Here is a 12,213-nt window from a genome sequence, read left to right as displayed (position 1 = left end):
AGAGTCTAAGCGGGTACGGCGTCCCGGCAAGGCCCGAGGGCGGCCCGATGTCCGCACCGGACCGGCCCCGGGCCGGGGCGGTCCGTCCGCGGGGCATGATGGCGGGCATGCGGCTGGTCTCCCTGCTCCCCTCCGCCACCGAGATCGTGTACGCGCTCGGCCTCGGTGACGACCTGGTCGGCGTCACGTTCGAGTGCGAGGTGCCCGCGTCGTACCGGTCCGGCACCACTGTGGTCGTCGGCGGCCGGGACACCCGGGGCATGAGTCCCGGCGACATCGACGCGTACGTCCGGGCGCAGGTAGCGGCCGGTGCCGACCTCTACACGCTGCACGCCGGCGCGCTCGCCGGGCTGGACCCGGACCTGATCCTCACCCAGGACCTGTGCCGCGTCTGCGCGCTCCCCTCGGGCCGGGTCGCCGACGCCGTGGAGCACCTGGGGTGCCGGGCCGACGTGCTGTCGCTCGACCCGTACACCCTCGACGACGTGCTGGAGTCGATCCGCGCGGTGGGCGCGGCGGCCCGGGTGCCGGATCGCGCGGAGGCCCTGGTCGACGGCCTGCGTGCCCGGCTCGCGGCGGTCGGCGCGGCGGTGGCGGGCCGGCCCCGGCGGCGGGTCGCGGTGGTCGAATGGGTGGACCCGCCGTTCGGCGCCGGGCACTGGATCCCGGACCTGGTCGACGTCGCCGGCGGCGAGCCGGTCGCCACCCACCGGGGCGCCCGGTCCGCGCCGACCACCTGGGAGGCCCTGCGGGCCGCCCGCCCCGAGGTGGTGCTGGTCGCGCCGTGCGGGTTCCGCCTCGACGGCGCGGCCGAGCAGGCCGCCGCGGTGGCCGGGCACTTCCCGGACGCGCAGGTGTGGGCGCTGGACGCGGACGGTCTGATCGTGCGCGCCGGCCCGCGCCTGGTCGACGGCGCCGAGACGATAGCCGCGATCCTGCACCCCGACGCCGTCCCCCCACCCCGCCCCGAAACAGCCCACCGCCTAACCTGACCGGCCCCGGCCCGCGCCCCCGGCCCGCGCCCCGGCGATCTTGCAGTTTCGGCCCGGGCAAAGTGCGGATTTCCGGCATCCGAGGGGCGCCATGTCCAAGATCGGCGCGGGGCGGGGTGTCGGCGTCCTCGGAAGGGCGGCGAGGGGCGGAGACGCGGACGCCGTCCCCGTGGAGCGGGGACGGCGTCCGGAGGTGAGCAGGATCGGTCAGGTCATGTCGTCGTAGCGGCGTTCGATCGGCTTCGGGGCGACGATCGGCTCGGGTACGCCGATCGGCTCGGACGCCTCGATCCGGCCACCGGCGGGCACCGGCTCGTCCGACAGGTCCAGCGGTGACACCTCGTCGTCGGCGATGCCGGCGTAGGCCTCACGCCCGCGACCGCGCCGCCTGTCGTTGAGGAACGCCACCCCCACCGCGGCGAAGTAGAGCGCGCAGAGGCAGATCGCCAGCGCGGTCATGCCGAACGGGTCGGGCGTCGGCGTGACCACCGCGGAGAACGCGAAGAACACGAACACCGCCACCCGCCACCAGCTCAGCAGCCGCTTGGCGCTGGCCATGCCGACGAAGTTGAGCATCAGCACGATCAACGGGAACTCGAAGGCCACCCCGAACAGCAGAATCAGGTTCGTGACGAACCCGACGTAGCGGGTGATGTCGAGCGTGGTGGTGACGTCGCCGCCGCCGGAGACGTTGAGCAGGAACTCCAGCCCTTTGGACGTGACGAAGTACGCCAGGACCGCGCCGGCGGCGAACAGCGGGGCCGCCAGCGCGGTGAAGAAGTACGCGTACCGCCGCTCGTGCCGGTGCAGGCCCGGCGCGATGAACGCCCAGAGCTGGTAGAGCCAGATCGGCGCGGCGATGATCAGGCCGACCCAGAGGGCCACCTTCATCTGCAGCAGGAACAGGTCGGCGGGACCGAGCTGGACGAAGTTGCAGTTGCCGTCGATCAACCGCGCCTTGGGCAGGTCGCAGTAGGGCTTCTGCAGGATGTGCAGCACCGGCCCGGACAGCCACACGCCGAAGCCGAAGCCGACCAGGATCGCCAGCGACGCCCGGAACAGCCGGTTGCGCAGCTCACGGATGTGCTCCATGAGCGTCATCGAGCCGTCGGCGGCCCGCGCGAAGTTGCTCGGGCCGCGCTTCTTCAACCCGAAGGCCACGGTGATTGAGGCCCTCTCGGATCAGTTCTCGCGGACGCGCTGCACCGGGTCGGCCGGCGGGGCCACGGGCTGCTGCGGCTGCGGCGCGTACGGCTGCTGGGCGTACTGCTGCTGGCCCTGGACGTACGGCTGCCCCTGCACCGGCTGCTGCGGCTGGAGCGGCTGGTAGCCGGCCTGCGCGTCGGCCTTCTCGGCGAGATCGCGGTCGTCGTCGTGCAGGCTCTTGGTCTCGGCCTTGATGATCCGCAGCGAGCGGCCCAGCGAGCGGGCCGCGTCGGGGAGCCGCTTCGCGCCGAACAGCAGGATCAGCACGACCACGAGTACGGCGATGTGCCACGGCTTGAGGGCACCCATGGGAAGCTCCAGTCGCTCTGTAGTAGTGAGGGGTGGGTCGTCGCCCATCGTACGTGCGTAGCAGCGCCTTGCCACCCCCGCGGGCCTGCTCGTGCGGGCCCGATCGGTGAAGTTTCGGCCAACCCGGAGTGTCCCGTCAACCATCCGGCACCGCGCATTTCTGCGCGGAACCGCCCAGGAGCGCGCAAACGGCGCTCAACTGGCCGACGATCGTCGATCAGTTGCCGCGTTTGGCCTTGATCAGCTCGATCCGCTCCTGCGCGAGCACCGCCCGCTCCTGGAGCGACTCGGCCCGCGCCTGCAACTGCTCGGCGGCGTCGCGCAGCGACTCCGCCTCGGCTGCCCGGCGCTGCAGGGCCAGCGCGGAACGGCGCAGCCCCGGCAGCCGGCTCACCACCGGACGGATCGCCAGGGCCAGTACGACCAGCGCGAACACCACGACCCCGAGCACGATCCACATCACCACGGCGGTCAGCCTATCGGGTGCCGCCGACCGCCGCCGGGTCGGCGCTGCCGGCCGGGGTGGCGTACGCGTCGAGCGCGGCCACGGCCTGGGCGCGTACCTGGTCGGCCAGCTCCGCCGGGGCCACCACAGTGACCTCCGGGCCCAGCCCGAGCACGAACCGCCGGGCCCACCCGAGGTCGGTGACGCGCAACGACACCAGCCACTGCTCGCCGTCGGCCTCGACCCGCTCGCACGGATAGTATTCGGTGATCCACCGCTCGCCCCGCCCGATCCGCAGCGTGATCAGCGGCAGGTCGGCCGACGGGCGGAACACCCCGTCGCTGAGGTCGTGCGGGCGGGCCTGCGGCGGCACGACCGCCTGCTCCGGCAGCTCGGTCACCGCGTCGATCCGGTCGGCCCGGAACAGCCGCACCGCCTCGGCCCGGCGGCACCACGCCTCCACGTACGCCCGGCCGCCGACCATCAGCATCCGCAGCGGGTCGATGGTGCGCTCGGTGGTCTCGTCCCGGGCCGCCGTGTAGTAGGTGATCCGCAGCGCCCGGCCGCGCTCGACGGCGGCGCGCAGCTCGCGTACCCGGGCGGTGTCGCCGGGCAGGCGGACCTCGACCGGCGCTCCGGCCAGGTCACCGGCGGCGCTCTCGATCTTGGCGAGTGCCCGCTCGACCGCCTCCCGGTTGGCCACGCCGGGCGTCTCGGCGATCATCCGCAGCGCCACCACCAGGGCCAGGGCCTCGTCCGGGGTGAGCCGCAGCGGGCGGTCGATGCCGGCGTCGTAGGTGATCGTCACCCGGTCGCCGTCGAACGCCATGTCGATCAGGTCACCGGGGCCGTAGCCGGGCAGCCCGCACACCCAGAGCAGTTCCAGGTCCTCCCGGAGCTGCTTCTCGGTCACCCCGAGGTCGTGCGCCGCCTCGGCGATCTCGATGCCGGGACGGGCCAGCAGGTAGGGCACCAGGTTGAGCAGCCGGGCCAGCCGGTCGGCCGAGGCACGGCCCGCGCGGGCCGCCGGGCGGGTCACCGGGCACCTCCGGCGACCGCCAGCTCGTCGTGGCGGGCGGCCACCTCCTTGAGCCGCTGGATGACCGACTCCCGCACCTCCGGTGGCTCCAGCACGCGCACGTCCGGGCCGTACCCGACGATCTGGCCGGCCAGGTAGTCGGCGTCGGCGTACGGCAGCACCAGCCGGTCGCCGTCCGGACCGGCGTGGCACTCCACCGCCCAGCGGCGCAGCCCGGCGGCACGCCCCGGCGTGGCCAGCACGGTGGCCCGGCCGGTGCGCTCCACCGGCCCGGACCAGCGGGCCACGTGGCTGATCAGGTCGACCCCGGCGGGCGGCTCGTAGGCGCCCGGCTCGCCGGTCGCCCGGACGGTGCCGACCACCCGGGACAGCCGGAAGCAGCGGGTCGCCGCGCGGTCCAGGTCGTGGCCCACGACATACCACCGGCCGCGCCAGCAGACCACGCCCCACGGCTGGACCCGGCGGCGGCTGGACGCGTCCCGGTCCGGCACGCGGTAGTCGAAGCTGACCTCGCGCCGGTCCCGCGCGGCGGCGGTGAGCGGCGCGAACGCCGGGTCGACCGTGACCATCGGCTCCAGGCCCAGGGTGGCCTGCGGGTCCACGTCGATGCCGGCGGCACGCAGCTTCGCCAGCCCGGACGACGCGGCGGCGGCCAGCCCGGCGTGCTGCCACAGCCGGGCCGCGATGCCCACCGCCGCGGCCTCGTCCGGTTCGAGCGGAATGTCGGGCAACGCGTACGCGCGCGGCGCGATCCGGTAGCCCGGCTCGGCGTCGAAGACGCTCGCCGTGCCGGTCTCCAGCGGCACCCCCAGCTCACGCAGCTCGGCCTTGTCCCGCTCGAACTTGCGCTGGAACGCCTCGTGGTCCTTGGCGTCGTCCGGGTCGTGCTCGTAGCCGGGCACGGTCGCGGCGATCTGCGCGGCGGTCAGGAAGCGTCGCGTCGACAGCAGGCAGATCACCAGGTTGACCAGGCGTTCGGTACGGGTCCGGGACACGTGCAAACGCTAGCAGCCCGCGCGTCCGGCGCGGGCACCCGCGCGGCGCGGCGCGGGGGTCTTCCCACCCGGCGTCGGACATCGACCGGTCATAGGGTGAGCGCATGGCGGAGCCGGAGGTCAAGACCGAGAGCGTCGGCACGGTCGTGGTGGCCGGCGCGGCGAACCTCGCCATCGCGGTCGCGAAGCTGGTAGCGGGCCTGATCTCCGGCTCCGCGGCGATGCTCTCCGAGGCCGCCCACTCGCTCGCCGACACCACCACCGAGGTGCTGCTCTACCTGGCGCTGCGGTCTTCCTGGAGGACGCGCCGCGCTGATCGGCCTGCTGATCGCCGCCGGCGGGCTCACCCTGTCGCACCTGACCGGCGACGAGCTGTACGACGGGATCGCCTCGATCCTCATCGGCGTGCTGCTGCTGGTCGTCGCCGCCGTGCTGGCGCGCAGCAACATCTCGCTGCTGGTCGGCCGCTCCGTCTCCGACCGGCTGCACCGGCGCATCGAGCGGGAACTGGCGGAGGTGCCGACGGTGGACCGGATCGACACGCTGATGACCATGTTCCTCGGCCCCGACGACATCCTCGTCGCCGCCAAGGTCGACTTCCGCGACGACGCCACCGGCGCCGACATCGAGGCCGCCGCCGACGAGGCCGAACGCCGGCTCACCGGGCGCTTCCCGGAGATCGCGTACGTCTTCCTCGACCCCACCCGGTCCCGCTCCCCCGGCCGGCCCGCCCGCACCACGCAGGACGAGGCGGGCCGCCCGGTCGACGACCGGAACCCCTGACCCGCCCGGGGGCCGTACCGGCGGCGGCCGATAGCGTGCACCGCATGGTGCGATGGCGGTCCGGCACGGTCACGGCGGTACGGCGACGGTGGGCCGGCGCTGCCGAACTGGACGTCGACCTGCCCGACGGCACGCGGATGCGCGCCCTGGCCTACCCGGCCCTGGTCGGCGAGCCGGAGCCCGGCGACCGGGTGCTGCTCAACGCCGGCGCGCTGCTGATGGGCCTCGGCACCGGCGGGTACGCGCTGGTCGTGGCGCTGCCCGACCGGCTGCCGCCGGACCCGCCGCAGGCCGGCGACAGCCGCGACGCCGGGCACCTGGTCAAGGCCCGGTACACGCCGCTGCAACCGATCCTGCTCGGCGTGGACGAGGAGGCGTCGCCGCACCACGACCGGCTGGCCGCCGCCGACACCGTGGACGGCATGCCGGTGGTCACCGCCGACCTGCACTCCGCGCTGCCCGCGATCCTGGCCGGCGTACGCGCCGACGCGCCCGACGCCCGGGTGGCGTACGTGCTGACCGACGGCGGGGCGCTGCCGGCCTGGTTCTCCCGCACGCTGGCCGGGCTGTCCGGGCACCTCGTGGGCACGGTGAGCGTGGGCCAGGCGTTCGGCGGCGACCTGGAGGCGAGCACGCTGCACAGCGGTCTGCTCGCCGCGCGGCACGTGCTCGACGCGGACCTGACGATCGTCGCCCAGGGCCCCGGCAACCTCGGCACCGGCACCCGCTGGGGCTTCTCCGGCGTCGCCGTCGGCGAGGCGGTGAACGCCGTCGCCACGCTGGGCGGGCGCCCGGTCGGCTCGCTGCGCGTCTCCGACGCCGACGCCCGGTCCCGGCACCGTGGCGTCTCCCACCACAGCCTGACCGCGTACGGCCGGGTCGCGCTGGCCCGCGCGGAGCTGGTGGTGCCGGACGGCCTCGACCCCGCCCTGGCGGCGGAGGTCGCCGCGGCGCTGGCGCCGCTGGCCGGCCGGCACACGATCGTCACCGTGCCCGCCGACGGCCTCGACGCGGCGCTGCGGGCCAGCCCGGTCGGCCTGTCCACGATGGGCCGGGGCCTGGACGCCGACCACGCCTACTTCCTGGCCGCGGCCGCCGCCGGCCGCCACGCGGCCCGCCTGCTCGGCTGAAACCCGCCGTCCTCAGCTCGCCCGGTAGCCGTTCGCGACGAGATGGCCGGCGGCCCGCGCGTGCGGCGGCTTCGCCGCGTGCTGTCAACCCCGGGGCCGGGCAGGCCGCCGAAAACAGTCAGCACGTTGGAAGAAGCAGGGCCCGAACGGCCTCCACATACTGTCCGGGAACTCGACTCCGGCCACCCGTCAACGCCGCCCGTGCCAGGCAGCCGGGCGGGAAACGCGGCTGGCCGCCGTTAGGAGGCGACCCCATGGCCCTGCGACAGCTCCCGGACGCGACCCCCGACGCCGGGATCTCCACCCACCGCCCGCCGCATCCCCTCCGACTCGCCCTGATCAGCGCGGCAGCCGGCCTGCTGCTGGCCGTCCTGTGGTCCTTCGAGCTGGTCGACAAGGTCATCGGCGACAACGTCGCGAACACCGTGCTCGGCCACGACGCCAAGGAGACCGCCCTCACCGGCACCGCCGCCGGGCTGCTCTTCGCGTTCGTCTCCGGCTTCGCCGGCACCTTCACCGCCTGCAACATCGCGGTGGCGGCCTCGATCGGGCCGATGAGCCAGGTCTCGGGTGCCGACCCCGCCGGCGGCACCCGGACCGCGCTGCGCGCCCTGCTGCGCCCGGTCGGCTGGCTCGCCCTCGGCATGGTCGTCGTCTCGGCCGGCTACGGAATCATCGGCGTGCTGCTCGGCGACCGGCTGCCCCAGCTGTCCACCGAGACGGTCGACGGCGTTCCGGTACGCCTCATCCAGTCGTCGGTCGTCTTCGGCGTCATCGGACTCGCCCTCACCTACCTCGGGGTCGCCGCGCTCAAGCTCGTGCCGGACGTCTTCGCGCACCGGCCCATCGCCCGGGTGATCACCATCGGCGCGCTCGTCGGCGGGTTCCTCGTCGGCCGGCCCTACCCGCTGTTCAACAAGCTGTTCCACTGGGCCGTCGACTCCGGCAACCCGCTCTACGGGGCGCTGGCGTTCACGTTGCAGTCCCTCGGGAACATCCTGCTCGTCACGGCCATCTTCGTCATCGTCGTGGCGATCAGCCGGGGACGCTTCCTCTCCTGGATGGCCAACCCCCGCCGCGCCGCCGCCGTCACCGGAGCGCTGCTCGTCGCGCTCGGCGTCTTCACCGTCATCTACTGGGACATCCGGGTCCCGGCGATGTTCGGCTTCGGCTGGTTCCCCCGGATGCCGTACAACTGAGCCGCCCCCGAACTCAGCCGAGCAGCAGGATCAACGCCAGCCAGCCACCGACGATCAGCACCAGCGCCGCCGCCAGCACCCACGTCGGGACCGTGTAGTCGCCACGACGGTTGCGTTCGATCTCGGCGCGGATCTTCTCCCGGCGGCGGTCGATCCAGTTGAGCTTCTCGGCGCCGTCACGGTCCGAGGACGTCTCGCGGCCGGACCCGCCGGCGGATTCGGAAGTGTTCATCGCGACGCCAGCGTACCTGTGGACGGGCGGCCGGTGCCGGGCACCGGCCGCCCGTGACGATCACATGCTCGCGATCAGGCGCTCCACCCGCTCGTCGTACGCCCGGAACGGGTCCTTGCACAGCACCGTGCGCTGCGCCTGGTCGTTCAGCTTCAGGTGCACCCAGTCCACGGTGAAGTCCCGCCGCTTCTCCTGGGCGTGCCGGATGAACTCGCCGCGCAGCCGCGCCCGGGTGGTCTGCGGCGGCGTCTCCTTCGCCTCGAAGATCTCCGGATCGGTCGCCACCCGGTCCACCTCGCGACGGCGCTCCAGCAGCCCGTACAGGCCGCGGCCGCGTCGCAGGTCGTGGTAGGCCAGATCCATCTGTGCCACCCGCGGGTGCGACAGCGGCAGGTCGTGCTTGCGCTGGTAACGCTCGATCAGCTTCAGCTTGGTGACCCAGTCGATCTCCCGCGCCACCGGGTCCAGGTCGCCGGTCTCGACCGCGCGCAGCACCCGGCCCCACAGGTCGACCACCCGCTTCGCGGTCTGGTCGCCGCCCCGGCGCTCCACGAACTCCGTCGCCTTGGCCAGGTATTCCTGCTGGATCTCCAGCGCCGAGACCTCCTTGCCGGAGGCCAGCCGGACCTTGCGACGGCCGGTGATGTCGTGCGACACCTCGCGGATCGCCCGGATCGGGTTCTCCAGCGTGAGGTCGCGCATCACCACGCCGGCCTCGATCATCCGCAGCACGATGTCGGCCGTGCCGACCTTCAGCAGCGTGGTGACCTCGTTCATGTTCGAGTCGCCGACGATGACGTGCAGCCGCCGGTAGCGCTCGGCGTCCGCGTGCGGCTCGTCCCGGGTGTTGATGATCGGCCGGCTGCGGGTGGTTGCCGACGAGACACCCTCCCAGATGTGCTCGGCCCGCTGCGACAGGCAGTAGACCGCACCGCGCGGCGTCTGCAGCACCTTGCCCGCGCCGCAGATCAACTGCCGGGTGACCAGGAACGGGATGAGCACGTCGGCCAGCCGGCCGAACTCGCCGTGCCGGGACACCAGGTAGTTCTCGTGGCAGCCGTACGAGTTGCCGGCCGAGTCGGTGTTGTTCTTGAACAGGTAGATCTCGCCCGCGATGCCCTCGTCGTGCAGCCGCTTCTCCGCGTCGACGAGCAGCCCTTCCAGGATCCGTTCACCGGCCCGGTCGTGCGCCACCAGGTCGGTCACCGAGTCGCACTCCGGGGTCGCGTACTCCGGGTGCGAGCCGACGTCGAGATAGAGGCGGGCGCCGTTGCGGAGGAACACGTTGCTCGACCGGCCCCACGACACCACCCGCCGGAACAGGTACCGCGCGACCTCGTCGGGGGACAGTCGGCGTTGCCCGCGATAGGTGCAGGTGACGCCGTACTCGGTTTCGAGGCCGAAGATTCGCCGCTCCATGATGAGACATTAGCCGCCCGGAGCCCTCGATGGGCACCGCCGACGTTCGCCGCTTGCGATCTGCCCCGCACGGATCGGCGCGGTGGCGCCCCTCGTACGCGAAAGACCCCGCCACCTCGGCGAGGTGGCGGGGTCCGCAAGCGGACGTCACTCGGCGGGCTTGTCCTCCGCGTTGCCCTCCAGATCGGCCGAACCCGCCGACGTGGTCGGCTTCTTCGCCTCCTCCGTCGGCGCGGCCGGCGTCTTCGCCCGGCCCGGCGCCGGCGCGGTGTCGGCCTCGGCGTCGCCCTCCAGCAGCGCGGTGAGCGCCGCACCGGTGATCCGCCGGAACGTACGGCCCACCCGGCGCCGGTCCAGGACCGCCACCTCCAGCTGGTTCGCGGCGATCGTGCGGGCCGCCCCGCCCTCGCCGCCGACGCTGCTCAGCGCCTTCATCGCGGCGCGGACCGCCTCCGACAGCGACATCTCCGGCCGGTGCTCGTTCTTCAGCACCCCGCTGATCGCCTCGGCCTGGCCGCCCATCGCCATCCGGCCCGGCTCGTCGTTCACCGAACCGTCGTAGGTCACCCGGTAGAGGGAGTCGTCCTCCGGCGTGGCGCCCACCTCGGCCACGCAGATCTCCACCTCGAACGGCTTGGACTGCTCGGTGAAGATCGCGCCCAGCGTCTGCGCGTACGCGTTCGCCAGCGCCAGGCCGGTCACGTCCCGGCGGTCGTAGCTGAGCCCGTTGAGGTCGGCCATCCGCACGCCCGCGCGGCGCAGGTTCTCGAACTCGTTGTACCGGCCGACCGCGGCGAAGCCGATCCGGTCGTAGATCTCGCTGACCTTGTGCAGCGTGCTGGACAGGTTCTCGGCGACGAAGAGCACCCCGCCCGCGTAGCTCAGGACCACCGCGCTGCGGCCCCGGGCGATGCCCTTACGGGCCAGCTCGGAGCGGTCGCGCATGATCTGCTCGGGCGAGGCGTAGAACTGCATGGCCACGGCGGCGGTTCTCCTTCTGCGGGACTGCTGACTCGGTGGACGGTGCGGAGCGGACTCAGCCGCCGGGGTTCTCCATCCGGCCGGACACCACGGCCTCCGCGATCGCCGCCGTCTCGGCGTCGGTGAGCCGGTGGGTGCCCTCGGCGGTAGCGGTCATCACCACCGGGTAGATCCGCCGGGTCAGGTCGGGGCCGCCGGTGGCGGTGTCGTCGTCCGCCGCGTCGTAGAGCGCCTCGACCGCCAGCCGCGTCGCGTCCTCGACCGACAGGCCGGTCCGGAACCGCTTCTTCAGCGCGGACTTGGCGAACAGCGAGCCGGAGCCGATGGCGTCGTAGCCGGTCTCCTCGTACGGGCCGCCGGTCACGTCGAAGCTGAAGATCCGCCCGGCCCGGGCCGGGTCGCTCGCGGCCAGGTCGAACCCGGCGAACAGCGGGATCACGGCGAGGCCCTGCATGGCCGCGCCCAGGTTGCCGCGGATCATCGAGGCGAGCCGGTTGGCCTTGCCGTCGAGCGAGAGCATCGCGCCCTCGATCTTCTCGTAGTGCTCCAGCTCCACCTGGAACAGTCGCATCAGCTCGATGCCGATGCCGGCGGTGCCCGCGATGCCCACAAGCGAGTACGCGTCGGCCGGGTGCACCTTCTCGATGTCGCGCTGGGCGATCAGGTTGCCCATCGTGGCCCGCCGGTCGCCGGCCATGACCACACCACCGGCGGCCGCGATGGCCACGATGGTGGTCGCGTGCGGCGCCATGTCGGCGGCCATGCCGGGCGGCAGCGGCCGACGGCCGGGCAGCATCTCGGGGGCCACCTTGCTCAGGAACGCTGTGAAGGAGGACGTCCCCGCGTTGGTGAACACATCTGGAAGACGCCCGGATGGATCAAAACCCGCTGCCACGTGGTTCCTCTCAGGTACGTGATCGCCCTGGCCAGGACGTCGGGGTTGTCCTTGAACTGACCAAGACCACCGTTGCAGTTGAAGCAGAGTATCCCGCGCACCCATCCGGTGCGATGATCGTGGTCCAGATGTTCCGGATCGGGGCGCCGGCAGACCGCGCAGACACCGCCCTGCTCGGCCAGGAGCTCCTGGTACTCCTTCTCCCCGGCCCCGTAACGGCGACGCAGGTGGTACCCGCGATTGCCGCCGTAGAGCCGCTGCTTGCTCCCGTTGCCGCGGGCCATGTGGCACGGCTTGCAGTAGCTGTGCCGGCCGCTGGCGTTGGTCGTCCGCGGGAAGTCGTCGACGGGCTTGATCTGTTCGCAGTCGGGGCACCACTTGAGGCCGTCCGCCACCGGCACGGCAGCCCTTCGCTGCGGGGCGATCCCCCGCTTGCGGCGACTCGCCTCCGAGCGGGCAGCGGCACACGTCGTGCAGTAGAACGCCAGCCCGTCCGGGCGACGGCGATTACGGTGAAACGCCGACGTCGGCAGCGTTCGGCGGCACCGGGGGCAAAGCTTGTCCGACGCCTCCGGCAAATCGGACATA

The 12,213-nt window shown here is 73.1% G+C and carries 14 protein-coding genes and 1 pseudogene; 5 read left to right on the top strand and 10 right to left on the bottom strand.

The features are described 5' to 3' along the window. Positions 1–47 precede the first annotated feature (47 nt). Positions 48–992: an ABC transporter substrate-binding protein gene (locus ACGFIA_RS17485; protein ID WP_252453754.1), complete on the top strand. Its 945-nt coding sequence runs from the start codon at positions 48–50 to the stop codon at positions 990–992. A gap of 207 nt (positions 993–1,199) precedes the next feature. Here ACGFIA_RS17485 and tatC read toward each other — a convergent pair whose 3' ends face one another. From tatC to ACGFIA_RS17460, 5 genes are all read right to left on the bottom strand, one after another. Next, the gene (gene tatC / locus ACGFIA_RS17480; protein ID WP_357473429.1) at positions 1,200–2,153 is read right to left on the bottom strand and encodes a twin-arginine translocase subunit TatC; all 954 of its coding nucleotides are present in this window, start codon (positions 2,151–2,153) and stop codon (positions 1,200–1,202) included. Between the two features lie 21 nt (positions 2,154–2,174). Beyond that, positions 2,175–2,507 carry a Sec-independent protein translocase subunit TatA gene (gene tatA, locus ACGFIA_RS17475; protein WP_120570072.1) on the bottom strand — a complete coding sequence of 111 codons (333 nt, stop codon included), beginning with the start codon at positions 2,505–2,507 and terminating at the stop codon, positions 2,175–2,177. A gap of 217 nt (positions 2,508–2,724) precedes the next feature. Next, positions 2,725–2,967, bottom strand: coding sequence for a hypothetical protein (locus ACGFIA_RS17470; protein WP_393260920.1), 243 nt, complete (start codon positions 2,965–2,967; stop codon positions 2,725–2,727). 16 nt (positions 2,968–2,983) lie between these two features. Next, on the bottom strand, positions 2,984–3,991 hold the full coding sequence (locus tag ACGFIA_RS17465) for a YafY family protein (RefSeq protein ID WP_357384359.1): 1,008 nt from the start codon (positions 3,989–3,991) through the stop codon (positions 2,984–2,986). Then, positions 3,988–4,986, bottom strand: coding sequence for a helix-turn-helix transcriptional regulator (locus tag ACGFIA_RS17460; protein ID WP_393260859.1), 999 nt, complete (start codon positions 4,984–4,986; stop codon positions 3,988–3,990). The genes ACGFIA_RS17465 and ACGFIA_RS17460 overlap by 4 nt, the downstream gene beginning before the upstream one ends. A 104-nt stretch (positions 4,987–5,090) precedes the next feature. On the opposite strand from ACGFIA_RS17460, the pseudogene ACGFIA_RS17455 reads away from it, so the two are divergent. From ACGFIA_RS17455 to ACGFIA_RS17440, 4 genes and pseudogenes are all read left to right on the top strand, one after another. Next, a pseudogene (locus ACGFIA_RS17455) lies at positions 5,091–5,228 on the top strand (cation transporter); the annotation flags it as partial. Between the two features lie 163 nt (positions 5,229–5,391). Continuing rightward, entirely contained in the window at positions 5,392–5,769 is a 378-nt protein-coding gene (locus tag ACGFIA_RS17450; protein WP_393260923.1) for a hypothetical protein, read from the top strand. Positions 5,770–5,813: 44 nt separating this feature from the next. Next, positions 5,814–6,899 carry a DUF3866 family protein gene (locus tag ACGFIA_RS17445; protein WP_393260917.1) on the top strand — a complete coding sequence of 362 codons (1,086 nt, stop codon included), beginning with the start codon at positions 5,814–5,816 and terminating at the stop codon, positions 6,897–6,899. A 254-nt stretch (positions 6,900–7,153) separates the two neighbouring features. After that, positions 7,154–8,098 carry a hypothetical protein gene (locus tag ACGFIA_RS17440; protein ID WP_393260856.1) on the top strand — a complete coding sequence of 315 codons (945 nt, stop codon included), beginning with the start codon at positions 7,154–7,156 and terminating at the stop codon, positions 8,096–8,098. A 13-nt stretch (positions 8,099–8,111) separates the two neighbouring features. Here the strand turns inward: ACGFIA_RS17440 and ACGFIA_RS17435 are convergent, their stop codons facing one another. The 5 genes from ACGFIA_RS17435 to ACGFIA_RS17415 all read right to left on the bottom strand — a co-directional run bounded on the left by ACGFIA_RS17435 (position 8,112) and on the right by ACGFIA_RS17415 (position 12,212). Further along, entirely contained in the window at positions 8,112–8,330 is a 219-nt protein-coding gene (locus ACGFIA_RS17435) for a hypothetical protein (protein WP_357384353.1), read from the bottom strand. A 60-nt stretch (positions 8,331–8,390) separates the two neighbouring features. Then, entirely contained in the window at positions 8,391–9,749 is a 1,359-nt protein-coding gene (pafA, locus tag ACGFIA_RS17430) for a Pup--protein ligase (RefSeq protein WP_013286109.1), read from the bottom strand. A 147-nt stretch (positions 9,750–9,896) separates the two neighbouring features. After that, on the bottom strand, positions 9,897–10,730 hold the full coding sequence (prcA, locus tag ACGFIA_RS17425; protein WP_357384351.1) for a proteasome subunit alpha: 834 nt from the start codon (positions 10,728–10,730) through the stop codon (positions 9,897–9,899). A gap of 55 nt (positions 10,731–10,785) precedes the next feature. After that, positions 10,786–11,625: a proteasome subunit beta gene (gene prcB, locus ACGFIA_RS17420; RefSeq protein ID WP_357384349.1), complete on the bottom strand. Its 840-nt coding sequence runs from the start codon at positions 11,623–11,625 to the stop codon at positions 10,786–10,788. After that, positions 11,544–12,212, bottom strand: a complete 669-nt coding sequence (locus tag ACGFIA_RS17415) for an endonuclease VII domain-containing protein (RefSeq protein ID WP_393260852.1) — start codon at positions 12,210–12,212, stop codon at positions 11,544–11,546. Before ACGFIA_RS17415 ends, prcB begins: the two co-directional genes overlap by 82 nt. Position 12,213: the final 1 nt, after the last annotated feature.

The sequence above is a fragment of the Micromonospora sp. NPDC049203 genome, assembly GCF_043197215.1.
Classification (GTDB): domain Bacteria; phylum Actinomycetota; class Actinomycetes; order Mycobacteriales; family Micromonosporaceae; genus Micromonospora.
This window is presented reverse-complemented; position numbering and strand designations above follow the sequence as displayed.